Origin of the sequence: Rhizobium sp. Root274, from assembly GCF_001429245.1 — a bacterium.
GTDB lineage: Bacteria > Pseudomonadota > Alphaproteobacteria > Rhizobiales > Rhizobiaceae > Allorhizobium.
This window is the reverse complement of sequence record NZ_LMJE01000011.1, coordinates 106,285-124,558: the sequence shown is the minus strand read 5'-3', so window position 1 is coordinate 124,558 and position 18,274 is coordinate 106,285. Positions and strand designations below refer to the sequence as shown.

The following is an 18,274-nucleotide window of genomic DNA, read 5'->3' as shown; positions in this document are numbered from 1 at the left end:
TCTCTACAATTGATCTCTGGCGCGACGCTTACGATAGCGACGGGCACCAGGAGGCTTTCGGACGTCTAGTCAGCTAATATTGGATTTCTATTTTTCCTTTCATATGGGCTGGTCCGGCTGGCTAGATAATCCCCCAGGCTCGAAACCTCCCCCTGCCCGTCATCTCCCTCAACCCCAGCTCCTGCACGATCCGCCGCGCGCCTTGCGGCGTCACCTCTAGCGTCTTCGCCACCATGCCGGCGGAGATCAGCGGCCGCGCCATGACGAGCTCGACGAGCTCCGGCAGCCTGGATGACGTCCGGCGGCCCTCCAGTTTGCGCATCATCATCTGCCGCGCCAGCACCAACCGGTCATGCTCCTTGAGCCCCGTCTCGGCGGCAATCGTCAGCGCCCTTGATATCGCCAGCAACCGCGTCTCGCGATCACGATGCCGGCGCCGATCGACGGGGACGGCTTTCAGCCCGAGATTGATCGCCGCGAGATGCCCGCTTGTGGTAACGCCGCCCTCGCGCAGGACCGAGGCGGAAAGCAGTCGACCGAGCCAGGGCGCATGCTGCAGCACGGCAATCTCGTTCCAGGCATCGAGGGCGATGATCGCCTTCAAGACCGGCGGCAAATCATCAGCTCGGCCGAGGGCGGTCTGCCACTCCGCCAGCCGCTCGTCCTCATCCCAGTCGAGATCGTAGACGAAGGGATCCTTTTCCGGAGCGTTTTTGGCGCGCGCCGGTTTCTTCACCTCTTCGATCGCGGCTTCCGACCGGGCGAGCACCGCATCGATTGCGGCAAACGCATTACTCAGACCGTCGGCATCAGGATCTTCGGCTTCCCCTACCCCAGCCCGAGTGTCGCTGACCTCAACATTCCCATCCGGCAAACCCTCCCCGTCGTCACCCGATGATGCTGCAGGCAACGCCTGCCCGCGGAGGGAGGCGAGGCCTTGGGCAGAAAGCGCCCAGGCCGGGGGATGGGCGGCGATGCGGCGTCGGGTTTTCAGGATGTCGCGGGCGATGGTGAGTTCGTGGCTGGGTGCGCGGATGTCGCGAAGGGCGTCATGAAGGACGAGGTCCTCCAGATGAACGAGTTCGCCGTCGACCCAGAGCGAGGCATGCGCCTCGAGGAAATGCGAGCGCTTGAGAAAGCCCTCACCGACGGGTGAACGGGCGATGCGCTCATCGAGGCGGGCAAGCGCGACCGCTGCCTCGGAAATCGGCCGCAGCAAGTTCTGGATGGACAATTTCGCGAGATCGTAAGACATTGAATTTATGGTAAATGATTCGTTAAGAGAAAGCTATACGTCACTTACAGTTCTGTACATCATATGAAAGAGTCCGGAGCTGCTGACTTCCGATAAGTAACCCTTATCGGAGGTGATTGATTTGACGACTCTGCGGGCCTATAGTCGTGGCAAATCACGGCGGGAGCGACCGTCGTATGCGCCGAACTCAAGGGCGAACAACAGGATGAAGAACGGCTTAGTCGCTGCGAACGGTGGCCTTGTGACGCTGGCTTCGGGCGAGATCGACGAACCGACGCTTCACTTCTTCGAACAGTACCGGAGGCAACGGCCCGTGATATCCGCTTTCGCTGTCAACGGGGCGAACGTCAGGCCCCGGCCAGACGAAGCGGTTGCTTTCGGTCAGCACGATCCAGGATCGCTCGTCATCGAGACCCAGGCGGCGCTTGGTGGCAGGCGGAATCTCGATTGCTTCACGGGGGTCGGACGGTGGGGAATGCGTAATCGGCAGGACACGAACTGCAGGCGTTCCATCCTCGAGCGTCGCAACAATAGCGAGCACGAGCGCCGGGCGGTCCTTGTCACCCTCTTCCCGTCCGTCCAGATGCTGCCAATGCCAAAGATAAGAATAGCGAAAGACCCAACCGACCTTGGGCTCAGTCGGCAGCATTCTTGTCCATCAGCAGTTCGGCATTGAGATGATCAAGGCCCGTCTCCATCGTAGACGCCTCAATCGCGGCCAGCTCGTCGTCACTGATCGCAGCCGTCAGATCGACGCGCCGGTTCCGCTTGGCCAGCCGGAGGTAGTCTTCATAGGCCATGAGCACTGTGCGGGGCCGGCCGTTCTTGGTGATGATCACGGGCTCTCGCACGGCGGCATCCTGATAGGCACCGAAATTCTTCGAAACCGCAGCTGCTGTCACAATCGACGTCATGGCAGATCTCCTTTGTTCCGGAATATACGGGTTTTCCGGAATTTTTGCAAACGCTCAGAAGAATCAGGAAGCGCAAGATGACGAGAAAAGGTCCAGACGCCCCTTCGAGCAGCGACACACTCGCACGCCGGGTGCAAGAGCTCGATACGATCGCGTCAGTCTTGCCGATCGAGCGGCGTGATGAACTCGCCGAGCTGCTGACGGATCAGGATGTCGACACACTCCGTCATCTGGTCAACCAAGGCATGGGTGCCAACACGCTGCGCGCGCTGACCTCAGATCTGGCCTATTTGCTGGCCTGGTCGCTGGCAGCCACGGGTCGCTCCCTTCCTTGGCCCGCGCCCGAAGCGCTCCTTCTCAAATTCGTTGCCCACCACCTTTGGGACCCGGAGAAGCGTCTGACGGATCCGGAACACGGAATGCCAGCAGACATCGAGAATAAGTTACGACTGCAGGGTTTTCTGCAGAAGAAGGGCCCCCATGCACCTGACACCGTACGTCGACGACTTGCCACCTGGTCGACACTCACCAAATGGCGCGGGCTTCAGGGGGCATTTGGCTCACCTGCCCTCCGGTCTGCCATCAGACTTTCTGTTCGAGCAACGCCGCGACCGCGCAGGCGAAAGAGCGCGAAGGCCGTCACCGGGGACGTACTCGCAAAGCTTTTAGCGACCTGTGCTACCGGTAGTTTGCGCGATGTGAGAGATCGGGCCATCCTGATGGTTGCCTTTGCTTCCGGTGGTCGACGACGCAGCGAGATCGCGGCTCTCCGAAAAGAACAGTTGCAGCCGGAGGAGCCCATCGAGGTGGATAGCGGCCCTCCCCTGCCCTCTCTTGCGATCCATCTCGGTCGCACCAAGACCAGTGGCGCAGAGAACGACGAAGTGGTGTATCTCACCGGCCGCCCGGTCGACACCCTCAACGCCTGGCTCCACGCAGCCAAGATCGACAAGGGCAGTATCTTCCGGGCCATCGATCGATGGGGCAATGTTTCACGCAGACCATTGGATCCGAAGGCGATAAATGACATCGTCAAGCATCGAGCGGGATTGGCAGGGCTCGATCCAGCGGAGTTTTCGGCCCACGGGCTGCGATCCGGCTACCTGACAGAAGCCGCAAATCGTGGCATTCCTCTTCCCGAAGCGATGGAGCAGTCGCGGCATCGATCCGTTCAGCAGGCATCGCAATACTACAACAGTGCCCACCGTCGCAGCGGCCGCGCATCTCGGTTGATGGACTAGCCAAGGGATAAGGGAACATAGATGAGTGAACTGCAAAACCGCATCGTCGAGCGATTGACTGCACTCGGCCGTTCACAACAGACGAACCTGTCATCGGAAAAGCGGGATATGCTCATGAGGGCAGCAATCAGCCTATTCAACGCCGGTGGCGGCACTGCTGACGAGTTGAAGGAAATTGTCCTCCAAGCCGATGACCGCAAACGACCGAGACGTTGCAGTGCCGTTGCCCAAATGGTCGTTGCAACTGCAGCGGTCAGTCACGCATCCGACCTCGACCTAGTTCAGGCGGCCTATAATTGGATTGACAAAAAAGAGGTCTCCCTCTCCGACTAGGCGGCACCTGTCGCCGTTTAGCAAAGCCTTAACCATGGATCTTGGGAGTGAGAATTCAGCCTGAACCTATCTGCCACCTCCGCTAGTTAGCTCCATATTGCAGACATGGTGAGGGTTGTGATGCGTTCGATCAAGATARTTGCGGGTTTGGTCCTTATCTTCATTGCTCTCTTCGTCATCATCAAAGAGCARACCGCAGGCGTCAGTGCCGATGCTTTCGTCAATGCCCGGCTCACCACCACACGAGCACCGATCGCTGGAACATTTGAACTGGTGTCGCGCCCGCTCGGCGCCAGGATCGACCGAGGAGATACGCTTGGTACGATCGTTGATCCACTCGTCGACAATGTGAGGCTTGCCGATCTCAACCAACAGCGTCTTGCCACCAAGGCGGAACTGGGCCGTCTGAATGCAACCGCCGAAGGTCTGACCAGCTCGATTGAAGAGCTTCAAACGCGGGCCGAAAACTATCAGCGGGAGCGGATCGAGCAGCTAAAATCTCAGATCGATGGCGCTCAGGCATCGGCCAAGGCCGCTGAAGCGAGGTTGCGCTATGCCCGCCTCAGCCTCGATCGATCGAACCGACTAAGCGATCAGGGTGTACGCACGGGCGAAGCGCTTGAACAATCCCGTTCTCTGGCCGAAGTGGCAGAACTTGATCTTGCCAACGCGCAGGAAACCGTCCGCAGCGCGCGCATCAATCTCGCCGCTGCCGAACGCGGCATCTTTCTTGGCGACGGGTATAATGATGCCCCTTATTCCGAACAGCGGATCTCCGAGCTTGAGGTTCAAAGAGATCAACTGCAGGCCAGTGCGGCTGCCCAGGCAAGCGTGCTGGAGGCCTTGGATGCCAGGATCAGGGCTGAACAGCTGCGGGTCAACAGGCTGAGCTCGGCGTCGCTGCAGGCGAATGTTTCAGGCCTGATCTGGGATTACCTGGCCGTCTCGGGCGAAGCGGTACAGCGAGGACAAGACCTTGTCACGCTTGTCGACTGTCAGTCCACCATCGTGACGCTTTCGGTCACTGAGCGCGTCTATAACGGAATTACGCTTGGCAGCTCAGCCCAGTTCCGGATGAACGGCAGCGACCAGCTTCTGTCCGGTGTGGTCACACGTGTGGCAGGCTCAGGCGCCTCGACGGTCTATGAGAACCTCGCCATCGCGCCGAGTGAGCGTCATCTGGAACGCTTCGACGTGACGCTTGACGTACCGGCTCTGAGACAAGAACCCGGGCTGTTCTGTCTGATTGGACGCACTGGCAGAGTCTTTTTTGAGGACCGGCCCCTCGATTGGCTGCGGCGGGTCTGGAACTGACCATGGCAAGCCTGCTAAATGGAAGCGAGCTATGGTCGGCAGCACTCATATGCGTGCTCGTGTTTGGCTTGGCGCTGGTCAGTTCTGTTACACTCGATCGGCAAAAGACGGTTCATCGGAGCATACTGTTTTCCGTCAGTGGTATCCTGACATGCCGCTACCTTTTCTGGCGTGCCACCGAAACCTTGGCGCCGGCTGCATTGTCACTTGAATGCCTGTTAAGCTGGTCATTCTTTGCCTTGGAAGCGGCAGCAGGCCTCTCCTCGTTGAGCGCCTTTTTGATCTTGAGCCGCACGCGGTCGCGGTCGCCAGATGCCGATCTGAACCTCGGCTGGTGGGGCGAAAGCCTACCAAGGGTCGCAATCTTGATCGCAACCTACAACGAAGATCGGGGCGTGCTGGAGCGCTCGATCATCGGCGCGAGGTCGAGCGGACACGCCAATTGCGACGTGTTGGTCCTGGACGACGGACGTCGGGACTGGTTGCAAGACTTCTGCCGCGCGCAAGGCGTTCGTTACGTGCGACGGCCGGATAACAAAGGCTCGAAAGCCGGCAATATCAATCACGCCCTGTCTCTTCTGGAAAGAGAAGCCGCACCACCGAATTTTGTTGCTGTCCTCGATGCCGACTTCGTCCCGCATGTCGACTTCGTACCACGGGCACTTGCACTCTTCCGCGCGGCCGATGTCGGCCTCGTGCAGACACCGCAGCACTTCTTCAACCCGGATCCGATCCAGCATAACCTTGGTCTGAGCCGATCCTATCCCGACGAGCAGCGCTTCTTCTTCGACCACCTCCAGCCGAGCCGAGATGCGTGGGGCATCGCCTTTTGTTGCGGCACGTCCTCGGTGATCCGCTGGCAGGCTCTGCAAGAAATTGGCGGCTTTCCCACTGAAAGCATCACCGAAGACTTCATGTTGACCCTTGTCCTGCAGGAGGCAGGCTACAAGACGCTTTACTTGAACGAGGCGCTAACGGAAGGGCTCGCGCCGGAAGGCCTTAAGGAATATGTGACGCAGCGCGCACGTTGGTGTCTTGGGCTCATGCAAATTGCCCGCAGTCGGTTGGGGCCACTTGGTCGCAACGGCTTGCGGCTTCGTGACAGGTGGAGCGTGGCAGACTCGGTCATCTTCTGGCTCAGTACGTTTTCGTTTCGACTGGCAGCGGTGACCTTCCCGCTCCTGTACTGGTTCTTCAACATCACCGTGGTGGATGCCAATGTCCCCGATATTATTGCCTATTTCACGCCCTATTACATGTGGGTCCTGTTTTCCCTCAATTTCGTCTCTGGCGGCCTAATCGTCCCCGTCGTCAATGACGTCAGCCAATTGCTTGGTGCTATTCCGATCACCCGTGCTGCGATCGTTGGACTGATCCGCCCAAAAGGTCATCCGTTCAGCGTTACGGCCAAGGGCGGCGACCGGAACAGGGTCGTCATCCAATGGCGTTTGATGATGCCGTTCCTCCTTCTGTTTGTGGCCACTGTCGCTGGCTTGATCATCGGCATCTTTGTCGATTCCTTCGCTTTCAACGATGCGGGGGATGGCAAGGTCGTGATCCTGTTCTGGACGATTTACAACCTCCTGATCCTGTTAGTGACACTTGCTGTCTGCATTGAACTGCCTCGGGCCGAGCAGCATCTGGCGGACCATCCGGAACGGTGTGTCATCCTCTATGAAGGCCGCCTGAGGCGCGTGTGGCTGACAGATCTGACCCAGGGGACAGCCCGGATCAGAGGTGTGTCCATGAAAGTGGGCGCACCATTGGAAATTAAGTTCCGTGACTTGGGCGATATGCCCGCGCATGTGCTTGAAGCAAGCGGAGACGGATCTCTTCTCTCTCTCAACCTCTCCGACCTGCAGTATGAACGCTTGCTCAAGCGCCTTTATGTGGAAGGCCTCGTACCCAGCATAACCTCGACGCGCCTCAGCGCTATCGTTGGCTCGGTTTTCAAACGCGCCAGCAGACTTTGATTGGTGATCAGTCGCTATGCCGACTATCGGCCTGCAACCTTGCGAGCGCCCAGCTGATCATCCGCATTTCCCGGGTGCGATTGCTCTCCATAGGATAGGTCTCCTGTCCCTCGGCGATTTCGGTGGCGTTCTTTGCCAAGCGCGAAAGGGGCCTAATGAAAGCAACGATAAAGAGAGCCGTCAAAAGCAGAAGTATGGTCGCCATGCCGAGCAGGCGAACGATGAGATAATTTGACATTTCTCCGGCAGGGACGGTCGCCGCTCGTCCATCGATGCGTGCTACAATGTTCCAACCGAACTTTGGCAGGCCCTTGTAGCTCAATTCAGGAACGGTGAGCGTAAAATACGCCCGATCATCTGGCCATTGCTCAAGGTTTGCACCTATGGCGCCGGTGCGGGCCCGTTGAAGGCTCGCCAACCCCGACAGGTCGGGCATATCCGGCACCGATGAGGCCGAAATGCCGCCGGTTGCCCCGACGATGACGATGTCAACGTTCAACGCGTCAGCCAATTCGTCCATGACACGCTTGATCCAGGAGGCGTTGAGGTGAACACCGAGCACGCCACGGACCCCGCCATTGCCATCGTCGACAGGCAGGGCAAAGTCAATGAAGCGCAAGGGTTCGCTTGTCTGCGGCAACAAGGAGGCAAGAAGCACCGCCTCATGGACATCGCCTGCGAACGGACCTTTCAATCCCTCACGAAACCAGGGGCGTTCTCCGACATTTTGGCCCAGCAATAAGCCGTTAGAGGCCGCGATGACGGTGCCGTCCGGTTCGGCAAAGCCGGCCCAGGAGACCACATTTCCTTCACCGACGAGCGAATTCAGACGCTCCTGCAGTTCCGCCGGCGTCTGCCCGATTGCCTGCTGGCGCGTTGCCGCCAAGCTAGCCCATTCGCGGTAGAGGGCTTGCGCAATCGCCGTCTGTATGCCGCGCGTGCGCGTCTCCAGAGCCCTCTGCAGACTGGCCTCTTCGAAGGCTCTGGCGCGCTCACTGATCAGCACATAGGCCATGCCGAGACCAAGAATTGCGCTGATGACGACAAAAGCGAGCGTGATTGTCGCCAGACTCGGCAAGCGCGTTTGCGCGGTTCTCTCGGTCATGCATCTCGCCTCCATTTCCTGACAAGACGGATATAGAGGTTAGTCAACGGCTTCGACTGCGGGTTTTTGCCCGCNATCCGTTTGAGTCTATTTACATGTGATTGTCGCCAGACTCGGCAAGCGCGTTTGCGCGGTTCTCTCGGTCATGCATCTCGCCTCCATTTCCTGACAAGACGGATATAGAGGTTAGTCAACGGCTTCGACTGCGGGTTTTTGCCCGCAAGATCATGCGGCCATCAGTCTCTCCGCTTCCAGGTTTTGTTTACTGTTTCGCCCATACCTTTGAGCATCGGAGGAAACGATGGTAAATACGCGACCATTTGGAAAACTGTCGGCTGACGCTCTGCGCAAGGAAGCCGCTCGCCTTCAAGCCCTAGAAGAACTCGATCTCCTGGATTCGCCAAGGGATCCGGGCTTTGACCGTTTCGTTCGCTTGATCCAGGAGATGTTCAGCGTCGAAATCGGCATCGTGTCATTCATCGACGGCCATCGACAATGGTACAAAGCCAGTGCTGGTATGCCAGTCGCGGAGCTTCCCCGGCAGGATACATTCTGCCGCTACGTTCTGGAGTCCGAAGATCCGTTGATCGTACAGGATGCGTTGCTTGACGAGAGGTTCTCTCAGCATCCGGTGGTCGTAAGCCCGCCGCATGTTCGCTTTTATGCCGGCTACCCGCTGAAGACAGACGAAGGACTTGTAATCGGCACAATCTGCGCGATCGACAGCAAACCCGGCTCTTTCGGCAAACGGGATATGCGCGTCTTCGAAGAGCTCGCCGGGGCTGTCATGGATCGAGTTGCCTTGGCCAAACTGGCGGCGACCGCTGATTTCCCAGGCACTCCGGCACCGTCACCAAGTGAGCTGCATCATGCTCGACGTCGACCACTTTAAGTCGATGAACGATCGTTTCGGCCACCAAGTCGGTGACGAAGTCTTGAAGGCGGTCGCTTCGACTTGCAAGTCGCAGCTGCGCGCTGGTGACCTTCTTGGGCGGCTCGGCGGCGAAGAATTCGCCATCATTCTACCCTATGTCGGTCGCGAAGGCGCGCTGGCGACGGCAGAAAAACTCCGCCAAGCAGTAGCGTCTGCTGTAGTCGATGGGCCAGCAGGTCCGCTGAGCGTCACGGCAAGTTTCGGGGTAACCGCTACCTCCATCATCGCCAAAGACGTTGATACACTTCTGTCTCAGGCCGATGCAGCCATGTATCGAGCCAAGGAAACGGGCCGCAACCGATGCGAAGGCTGGGGCCACAACCGAGAAGGCCAAGAGAGTGGATCACGCCGACGCGTTCTCAAATCAGGTCGCATCATAATCAATGACAGACGCTCGACCATCGACTGCACTATCCGCTCGATTGGCGCAGATGGTGCCAACATCGCAGTCTCTGATACCTCAATTATTCCCGCCAACTTCATCTTGAAGATTGAAGCGGACGGCATTGAAACCGCCTGCAGGATTATCTCGCAGAACCGCCAGTCGATTGAAGTGATTTTTGCATGAGGATGAAACCGATGCCTGGCTACGCCCGGGTCTGAGTTTAAAAAAGGGCTTCAGCTTAAGTTAATCGCTAGAGGCAGAACGCTCCGGTTTACGCGGGTGAGGCCCAAAGCGCTCAGGGCCCAGCCCTATATCTCGGCTTCTATTCAATAAATATTAAATTGATTTTGTCAGGGTTCAGATAAACACACTCCTCGTACGAGGATTCATCTCTGTTGGGCAGATGCGCGGGGTGAACGCAGCGCGATGAAGAACCGGAACGCCCCGCTTCGCTTCAAAGGGCTTGGATACTACGCTCCCGCCATTGTCGCGACAGTGGCCGTGCTCATCGCCGCATTCCTCGCCGACGTGCAGAAGCGCCGGCTTGAGGAAGAATACCTCCGCTCTTTCACCACCGAACAGCTCGGCCTTCTGCGCTCACGCCTACAAGGCAATATTCTTGGCAATATCAAGTTGGTCCAAGGGTTGGTCGCTACATTCGAAATTGAGCCGAACATGGCCCCTGCCCGCTTTGCGGATCTTGCAAGCCGCATCTTCAGAGATGATCACCAGCTTCGCAGTCTCGCCATAGCGCCGGATTTCGTCGTCAGCCGTGTCTATCCTCTCCGCGGCAACGAGGCGAGCCTCGGGCTAGACTACCGCAAGAACGAGCGTCAGCGCGCAGCGGCAATGCAGGTCAAGGAGCAAGACCGACTAATCGTTACCGGCCCGGTAGATCTCGTTCAGGGCGGTCGGGCAGTGATTGCGCGATATCCTATCCATACCGGCCCTGAAAACAGCTTCTTCGGCATTGCCTCTGCGGTGATCGATCTCGATCAACTCCTCAAGAGCAGCGGATTTCAACCTGATCTTCGGGTCGCCGTTTCGATTTCCAGCCGTTCACATGATGACGGAGAGACGAAATCTGTTTTCAGGACAAATGCCGCTGTCGACGTCGACCCGGTGGTCATGTCGATTGATATCGGACACGACGCCTGGACCATTTCCGCGTCACCGCCACAAGGCTGGGGCCAACCATCTGATCACCTTGGTCTCTTCCGCGCCGCATTGGCGCTTCTGGCCATCATCATCATCCTTCCAATATTCTGGGTCGGTCACCTGATGAGGGACAGGCATCGGCACATTCTGGCCCTTCAAGACCGGGAGGACAGGCTTGAAACGGTGTCACAGCGCCTGCAACTGGCGCTGGATGCCTCGAAGGTGGGCGTCTGGGAATACGACTGCGAGACGAAGGCGCTATCCTGGGACTTGCGCATGCGAAAACTCTATAACGTCGCACCGGAGCAGGTCATTTGCCGATATGAGGATTGGCGCGATGCCCTTCATCCGGAAGATCTGGAAGGTGCTGAGCGAGTTTTTACCCAGGCCATCCAAGCGGAGGAACCGTACATAACTGATTTCCGTGTCGTCGGGCAGGACGGTCTTATCCGTCACATCCGCGCGCACGGGATGACCTATAGCACGTCCTCCGGTGGAAAACGTATCGTCGGGGCGAACTGGGATGTTACGGAAGACGTGCAGCTTCAGGACGAACTGCTCCGATCCAAACTTACTGCGGAGGCTCAGAACAAGGCACTTGAAGATGCCCGGTTGGTCGTAGAACACAACTCTTTGCACGACGCACTGACCGGTCTTCCGAACCGGCGCTACCTTGATCAGCAGCTTTCGCTGTCCGGCGCAAATGACGACTACCGGCCTTTAAGCCTGCTCCATATCGACCTCGACCGCTTCAAGGATATCAACGACACACTCGGACATGCAGCAGGGGACGAAGTGCTCAAGCATGTCGCTTCGGTGCTGCGAACTGAGGTGCCCGCCGAGGACTTCATCGCTCGGATTGGTGGCGACGAATTCGTCCTGCTGTCACGTCGCGATCCGGCGATGGCCAACTTCTCTCGCCTGTCCACACAACTCATAGAGGCGATCTCCCGGCCAATAGCCATTGAGGACCATGACTGCCGCATCGGCGCCAGCGTCGGCTTCGCAATACGTCGTCATGGCGACGAGACGCCTGAGCAGTTGCTCGTAAATGCTGATATCGCGCTCTATGAAGCAAAGCGCCGCGGCCGCAACCGCGTCGAGGCGTTCAACGGCGAACTGCGCCTGCGCACGGTGGAAGTTAAACGGCTCAGTGACGAAATCCTGCGCGGGCTTGAACGGGGCGAATTCAGACCCTTTTTTCAGCCGCAGTTTGATGCCTCCACGCTGGAGATCGCCGGCGTGGAAGCTCTTGCCAGATGGGAGCATCCAACCCGCGGTTTCATAGCACCGGATGTTTTCTTGCCGGTCGCAGAGAGCCTCAATGTCGTAGCTCGTATCGATGAGGCAATCCTCCAACAGGCTCTGTTCCAGGCTACCCGCTGGGAAGGCCAAGGATTGGACATACCGTGTGTATCGGTGAACGTCTCTTGTCAGCGCTTGCGAGACGAAAATCTCATCGCCAAGTTGAGGGCGATGAGCATCCGGCCGGGCGCATTGACTTTCGAACTGCTGGAATCAATTTCGTTCGATACGGCGGACGATGCGCTGAAGCAGGCGATCGAGGATATCAAGGCGCTCGGCATCGATATCGAGATTGACGACTTCGGCACTGGCCATGCCTCCATCATAAGCCTCCTTGAACTCTCGCCCAGGCGGCTGAAGATTGACCGGCGTCTGGTACAGCCGATTCTGGAATCCTCGGCACAGCAGAGCTTGGTGCGCTCTATAATCGATATCGGAAAAGTCCAAGGTATCGAAACGGTCGCCGAGGGTGTCGAAACATTGGCCCATGCGGAATTGCTGCGACGCTTAGGCTGCCATGTGCTGCAAGGATACGCTTTCGCCAAGCCGATGGCTGCAGAGGACTTTCTCGCTTTCGCCAAAGAACGCTCATGGATGACAGAGCGACATCGTCTCAGTCGATAGGTACATTCAAGCGCCCTTTGCGCCACGCAATCTTTTCTTTTGACAAGCGCCGCCCGTATGGTCTGCTCAAGCCCACTTGAGCCACATCGGATTAGCAGGGCGATCTGCCCGCCGGGCTACAGGCTGTGCTGCTTATGGCAGCTTTGCAGCGAAGACGGGAATAGCCAAAGCTGCAATCGAAATAATTGCGGACACCGCCAATTTGATGTGGCGGATTCTGCGCGTGCGTGTCCCAGTCCAGTCATAGCCCATAATCGACACCCTCTCTCCGGGCATCATACCCGGCGCTATAGGCAATGTCAGACAATTAGCTTGCGTGAAAATTTCCCGTCGCCGTAAGTCAAGCAACACCCGACAGCGAAGCGAGGGCTTAAGCTTCTGTGCCAGCCGATCGGAAGCCGCTGGAAACTGATCGGCAATATTTGAGTATTGCGCGCGATCCGTTTTGGGCGTTGATACGAGTGCGGGCGGGGTTTTACCTCCGACCTCGAAACGGACCACTGACGCCCCCAACCGAACCGTGGCCGCCCGCAACTTCTCTACATAACATCGAAAATCTATGGCAAACGGTCTCGGAACGGTCCATCCTGGGCGAGCGGACGGGTTTGGGATCATGCTCTTCAAATGGAGAATCGCGAGCGCATTCATCGCGCGCAAGCCAGCCGTCGCTCGAGGAAATCGACCGCTGCCTCCACTCCCGGGTCACACTTGATCGCACCTGACAAGCTTTGCGCCCTTCTCCGCATGACGGGATCATCCAATGCAGTCAGTGCCTTTACCAGCGTTTCAGCGCTCAGGCTGGCGCGCACCAATGGAGGTGATCCTGCACCGAGCTCAGCCACGCGTCTTCCCCAGAAGGGCTGATCACCGAAGAACGGAATGATCTGGGTCGCAAGACCTGCGCGAAGCCCCGCTGCGGTGGTTCCCGCACCACCGTGATGAACGACGGCGTCCATATATGGAAACAATTGATCGTGCGGCGCGCTGTCGAGGAAGAACACTCGGCCCTCGGCTCGGCCGGTGCTAATGGCCCCACCGCCGCTTGCAAGGACTCCTCGCTTCCCCGTCATTTGGAGCGCCTGAAGTATCATCCCGGTGACAGCCTCCGCGTTCAGCCCTGGCATGCTTCCGAAGCCGAAATAGACGGGCGGTGGTCCGTTATCAAGAAACTGCGCAAGTGCCGGATCTGGGGTCCACAGGGGCTCATCCAGGAACCAGTACCCACTAACCAGAACGTCAAGACCCCAGTCTTTCGGCTTGGGAAGGATCGCCGGGCTATAGGCATAGATCGTCCCTGCCTGAGGCGCTGGCCTTTCAACCGCCCATCCAAGGGAGCGCTCCCGCCATGTCTTAAGGTCACGGCCAAAAAGCAGATCAACCGCCTTCAGCACGAGTTTGTGGCTCAGCTGGTTGAAGGGACCCAGTGACGAAAACGGAAGGAGCGGACTGGGAAAGGCTTTTGTCGGGGTCAAACCAGGGACAGGGGACGCAAGAACATGTGGGATCCCGAGCGCTGTGGCCATATAGGGAGAAACAAGCGACTTGGGGTGGTAGACGATGATCTCTGGCGCGAAGCTCTGGACCGCTTGCCATTCGCAATCGAACAGCTGCATCATCAATGGGCGAATATGCTTGAGGAGCTTCAGCCCGCTGCTGAACCCTCTGCCACTTGCAATGGCGGCCCTTCCCTCCGGCGCATCAAGCAGTGTAAGAAATTCACCAGGCAGAGCGACGTAAGAGATACGGTGACCTTCCACGAAATCTTGAAACTGCGCCGGGGCAGCAAGCTGTACGTCATGCCCGCGTGCCAAGAGAGCCAGGGCAAGTGCGACGTAAGGCTGGACATCACCCCGGGTTCCGAGGGATTCTATTGCAACACGCATGTTTCCTCCATGCAGGTGCGGCTGCATCCGGGCCAGGCACGCGTCTGGTAGGCGGGTCCGTTCGCCCATGGATGGCCACTACGAGTTCGACACGCGGGCCGAAACCCAGTTCTCCGCGACGGTGACACTGGCCTGAAGATCCAAGTCTGCTGCGGCCGAACGCACATCTATCCAGTCGAGTGGTGGTTGTTCAAGCCGGCTTCTTCGTACGCTCTGCTGCCAGCCTCTGGAACCCTACCCGGGCTCGCCCGGCATCCTTGGCCTGATAGAGTGCAAGGTCTGCACGAGCAACGAGTTCCGCCGAGTTGTTTATCCTGGATTCGCCAACCCCTTATCTTTCTCGCGAAGAGGCCAACATGCCCGGAAACAATCTCCACGTTATCGCTGGAGGAGACGTTCGCAGCCTCTCCGACATGCATCGGTGGCTGATAAACGTGCGAGAAGACTATGCGATGAGTAAGGATCTCAGGGAGATCTGCGCCACGCTCGCCCGCGAACTCGAACTAGTGTTTGAAGGCACGATCATACCGGCGGACATCTGCAGAAGGCTCTGGTATCTGTTCAGGAGACTCGTCTGTGCTGCGGCCCCGTCCGAACGGTCGGGACATGGATCATGCGGACACGGGGAGCTCCTGGACGAGTTCAGCAGTTTTCACGGTATCGCGTCCCGCGCACTTGGCGGCGTAGAGCGCCTGATCTCCGATTTCCAATAGGCCTGAGAGGTCGCCGATCGCCCCTCGTTCCAGTGTCGAAACCCCGATCGAGACTGTTAGCCGTCCTTTGTCAGAAGAAACGTGCGGGATATCCAGCTCGCGAACAGATTGTACGATCCTTTCTGCGGTCTTGCGCGCCACAGTTTCCGTGGCTCCTGGTATGATGACTGCGAACTCTTCCCCGCCGTAGCGCGCAACCAAGTCGACACCAACTCGACAAGACGCGTGAAGGGCTTTGGCTAAAGCTTTCAGGAGACACTCCAGCCGCGATAGCCGAACTGATGGTCGAGATCGCAGCGGTAGGCCAAGCTTCCGACCTGGACATGGTACAAGCCGCCTATAACTGGATAGACGACTCCCGAAAGTCCAACGGCCCGCTGCGGAAGTAATCGCTCTACAACCAGATGCTATAGGCTTGCTAAATGCAGGCGTCTGCTGCATCTTCGACCCGCGCTCATTGTCGCCGCAATAGCGCGCCCCGCTGAAGCCCGTCAGTTATCTGACGGGCTTCTTCCCTTCGGATGGAAAAGCTTGACGAGCTACAACGACCGGCTGAACCCAATAGGCCACTGAAATGTCCATACGTGGTCTATTCGTATCAGGAGCTGTAACTTCTTCTTTCAATCAATCGAATAGGGTCCTTCCTGTGCCTGACTTTTTTAGACTCGGGCCTTGTTTTCTGATTCTGCCGCCTCAGCTCAGAGGAGCTTTGGACTGTCGCCGAAGTAGACTTGTCTCGACAGCAAGTGGTGATGGTCCGGGGTAACTTTGGTTCACCAGCCGAGGTGATCGAAAGTGGCGGACCCTCCGTTCCGTCTGAAAGAGTTGCGCACATTCTTGAGCGATCCACTGGATCGCTCTTTTTTTCCAAGACCGTCAGGGCCGACGGTATCTGATCGTGCTTCAGTCGGAGACGCTTAGTGAGCGGTCTGACAACAATTGAATCACTTGTTGCTTGGATCGAGGTTTCCCGAGCTGGAACCCCTGAAGGTGGTCACAACCGAGCTGCTTCAGAGTTTCACACTGTTCAGGTGTCTCGATGCCTTCAGCCGTTGTTCTCAATCCCTTATGTTGAGCCATCTGCACGATCGCCTGGACAAGGGGCAGCCCTCCGCCGTCGTTCATCCCATCTACAAACATCTTATCGATCTTGATCCGGTCGACATCAAGATTGAGCAGGTGGCCGAAGGAAGAACTGCCCTTGCCAAAGTCATCGATTGCGAACCTGACACCGGCTTTCCGCAACAGGGAGATCGCAGTCGCCGCACGTCCTTCCGCATCCGCCGCAACACGTTCCGTTATCTCGATCTCCAACCGATCTGGGGCGATGCCGTATGCCGCTAGCCTTGTGAGGACCCGCAACGGATAACCAGGGGCCATCAACTCTATGGCCGACGCGTTGACCGCCATTGTCAGGTCAGGAGAAGGCAGAGTAGCCAGTAGGGAACAGGCGTCTTCCAGAACGAACATTCCCAGTTTTTCGATCAGCCCTGCCTCCTCCGCAATTGGGATAAAAACCTCAGGTGATATCGCTCCCATGGCTGGATGTTGCCACCGGCAGAGGGCTTCAAATGAGACAACACGATTATCCGTAGCAGCATAGACCGGCTGATAGTGAACCGCGAGCTGAGTATGCGACTCCAAAGCTGTGGCAAGATCTGCAGTCAAGGCGCGTCTTCGATGCAGCAGCTCTTCCATATGAGCGCCGAACACTGCGAATGTGTTACGGCCTGCTGCCTTCGCATGGTACAGCGCAATATCGGCGCGCCGCGTCAAGTCCACCGCTTCGGCTCCGGGCGTCGAGATGCTTACCCCGACACTGGCTCCTATCGAGATGTAATTGCCGTTTAGGTGATATGGCTGCCGTAAATTTGCGACGATTTCCTCCGCTATTCGTGCAGGATCGTTGAGCTCACCGACGTCCAGCAGCAATGTGAATTCGTCTCCTCCAAGGCGGCTGATCAATGCGGCCGGAGCTACCTTAAGAAGACGATGCGCAACTTCCTGTATCAGAGCGTCACCGGTCGGATGGCCGTATGTATCGTTCACCGCTTTGAAGTGATCGAGATCAACGAAAAGAACCGCCACATTGTGGTTCGATATCGCGGACGCTTCCAACCGTTGTTCAAGTGAGTGGTTGAAGGTCGCCCGATTTGCCAGACCGGTTAACGGATCGTGCATTGCTAGATGCTTCAGACGGTTTTGACTGGCCACCAAGCTACAAGAGCGTCGCCAGTACGCGTGACCAACGCAGGCCATAAGGCTGAACGCAGACAAGCCAATTACGACGATGATCGGGAGAACTGCCTGGATGACACTTGATCCAGGGCTAAATGGTTCCCACTCGAAGAAGCCAATAGCAGCGCCAGATTTGGATCTCAAGGGAACCGTTGCAGTCTTCGTTCCCAGCGTGGCAGAGCGCACGAAGACCAAATTGCGAAACAGGTAATCCTGGGAGAGACGTTGCAGCAGTGTACCGTCTAAGTAGCGGATTGAGATGTGAAGGTTCTCGCTACCAGGTACCTGCGCAATATCGCCAGTATCCGAAATGATCGGCTTGACGCTCACTACTGCAGCGCGGCCTGCTATGTTCAAAAGATCGCTTTGGCCAATCGACAAGATAGTTGAGCTATCGGATGTTTCGCCCGCTTCCAGACGCGGTTTGAGACGCCGGATCAGCGGTGCAGCGGCTGCGACTATTGCCGGCGCGTCCGCGGACGCTTCGGGATGAGCTACAAAACTGTAGATGATCTGTTCGTCGCTAGCGAGTACCAGAGCTGCATCATGCTCAAAGTAAGTGTGCATCCACTCGCCAAGGTTTGACGCCATCCATTCCATGTCGCGTCGTTTGGTATATTCGACAGCGTCGTCCCAAACGGTCGCGCTCTCCTGATCGTGGGCGACTGAAATCGCCAGATTAGAAACCACAAGCTTCAGCAGTCTTTCCTGCCGTTTTGCCGCTGCTTCGTCAGCTTTTGTAGCCGCCAGGAACAGGGCACCCAGCAGCAATATGACGGTCACCACAGTGAGCATCAGGGGCAGTCCGAAGACAAAAAACCCTTTGTTCTGAACATAACGGAACATGGTGAGAACTCCCAGTTGCTGCAACGTAAGAGGAAACACATTATGGAAGAGTG

At 57.6% G+C, this 18,274-nt stretch carries 13 protein-coding genes and 1 pseudogene; 7 read left to right on the top strand and 7 right to left on the bottom strand.

From position 1 onward, the window contains the following. Nucleotides 1-121: 121 nt before the first annotated feature. From ASE36_RS21010 to ASE36_RS21000, 3 genes are all read right to left on the bottom strand, one after another. The gene (locus ASE36_RS21010) at nt 122-1,255 is read right to left on the bottom strand and encodes an RHE_PE00001 family protein (RefSeq protein WP_062284795.1); all 1,134 of its coding nucleotides are present in this window, start codon (nt 1,253-1,255) and stop codon (nt 122-124) included. A 217-nt stretch (nt 1,256-1,472) separates the two neighbouring features. Then, nucleotides 1,473-1,904: a hypothetical protein gene (locus ASE36_RS21005; protein ID WP_062284793.1), complete on the bottom strand. Its 432-nt coding sequence runs from the start codon at nt 1,902-1,904 to the stop codon at nt 1,473-1,475. Beyond that, nucleotides 1,891-2,169: a type II toxin-antitoxin system Phd/YefM family antitoxin gene (locus tag ASE36_RS21000; protein ID WP_062284792.1), complete on the bottom strand. Its 279-nt coding sequence runs from the start codon at nt 2,167-2,169 to the stop codon at nt 1,891-1,893. Before ASE36_RS21000 ends, ASE36_RS21005 begins: the two co-directional genes overlap by 14 nt. 77 nt (nt 2,170-2,246) lie before the next feature. Here ASE36_RS21000 and ASE36_RS20995 point away from each other — a divergent pair, with 77 nt between their 5' ends. The 4 genes from ASE36_RS20995 (at nt 2,247) to ASE36_RS20980 (ending at nt 7,030) form a co-directional block, all read left to right on the top strand. After that, a complete protein-coding gene (locus ASE36_RS20995; RefSeq protein ID WP_062284790.1) occupies nt 2,247-3,410 on the top strand; it encodes a site-specific integrase in 1,164 nt (387 codons plus the stop codon). A gap of 21 nt (nt 3,411-3,431) precedes the next feature. Then, nucleotides 3,432-3,743 carry a hypothetical protein gene (locus ASE36_RS20990; RefSeq protein ID WP_062284788.1) on the top strand — a complete coding sequence of 104 codons (312 nt, stop codon included), beginning with the start codon at nt 3,432-3,434 and terminating at the stop codon, nt 3,741-3,743. 120 nt (nt 3,744-3,863) lie between these two features. Continuing rightward, nucleotides 3,864-5,057, top strand: coding sequence for an HlyD family secretion protein (locus ASE36_RS20985; protein ID WP_062611389.1), 1,194 nt, complete (start codon nt 3,864-3,866; stop codon nt 5,055-5,057). Nucleotides 5,058-5,059: 2 nt separating this feature from the next. Further along, on the top strand, nt 5,060-7,030 hold the full coding sequence (locus ASE36_RS20980) for a glycosyltransferase (RefSeq protein WP_062284783.1): 1,971 nt from the start codon (nt 5,060-5,062) through the stop codon (nt 7,028-7,030). A 7-nt stretch (nt 7,031-7,037) separates the two neighbouring features. Here ASE36_RS20980 and ASE36_RS20975 read toward each other — a convergent pair whose 3' ends face one another. Next, nucleotides 7,038-8,135, bottom strand: coding sequence for a cache domain-containing protein (locus tag ASE36_RS20975; protein ID WP_062284782.1), 1,098 nt, complete (start codon nt 8,133-8,135; stop codon nt 7,038-7,040). A gap of 301 nt (nt 8,136-8,436) precedes the next feature. Between ASE36_RS20975 and ASE36_RS20970 the strand changes: the two are divergent. Beyond that, nucleotides 8,437-9,637, top strand: a pseudogene (locus ASE36_RS20970) (diguanylate cyclase). 243 nt (nt 9,638-9,880) lie between these two features. Next, a complete protein-coding gene (locus tag ASE36_RS20965) occupies nt 9,881-12,541 on the top strand; it encodes an EAL domain-containing protein (RefSeq protein WP_062284779.1) in 2,661 nt (886 codons plus the stop codon). A 644-nt stretch (nt 12,542-13,185) separates the two neighbouring features. Here ASE36_RS20965 and ASE36_RS20960 read toward each other — a convergent pair. After that, nucleotides 13,186-14,424 carry a glycosyltransferase gene (locus ASE36_RS20960; RefSeq protein WP_062284776.1) on the bottom strand — a complete coding sequence of 413 codons (1,239 nt, stop codon included), beginning with the start codon at nt 14,422-14,424 and terminating at the stop codon, nt 13,186-13,188. Between the two features lie 356 nt (nt 14,425-14,780). On the opposite strand from ASE36_RS20960, the gene ASE36_RS22795 reads away from it, so the two are divergent. Next, a complete protein-coding gene (locus ASE36_RS22795) occupies nt 14,781-15,137 on the top strand; it encodes a hypothetical protein (RefSeq protein WP_062611387.1) in 357 nt (118 codons plus the stop codon). Here ASE36_RS22795 and ASE36_RS23310 read toward each other — a convergent pair. Both ASE36_RS23310 and ASE36_RS20950 read right to left on the bottom strand, forming a co-directional pair. Beyond that, nucleotides 15,036-15,578: a GGDEF domain-containing protein gene (locus ASE36_RS23310; protein ID WP_082511282.1), complete on the bottom strand. Its 543-nt coding sequence runs from the start codon at nt 15,576-15,578 to the stop codon at nt 15,036-15,038. The two genes, ASE36_RS22795 and ASE36_RS23310, sit on opposite strands and share 102 nt — an antisense overlap. Before the next feature lie 462 nt (nt 15,579-16,040). After that, the gene (locus ASE36_RS20950) at nt 16,041-18,221 is read right to left on the bottom strand and encodes a putative bifunctional diguanylate cyclase/phosphodiesterase (RefSeq protein WP_062284771.1); all 2,181 of its coding nucleotides are present in this window, start codon (nt 18,219-18,221) and stop codon (nt 16,041-16,043) included. Nucleotides 18,222-18,274 lie beyond the last annotated feature (53 nt).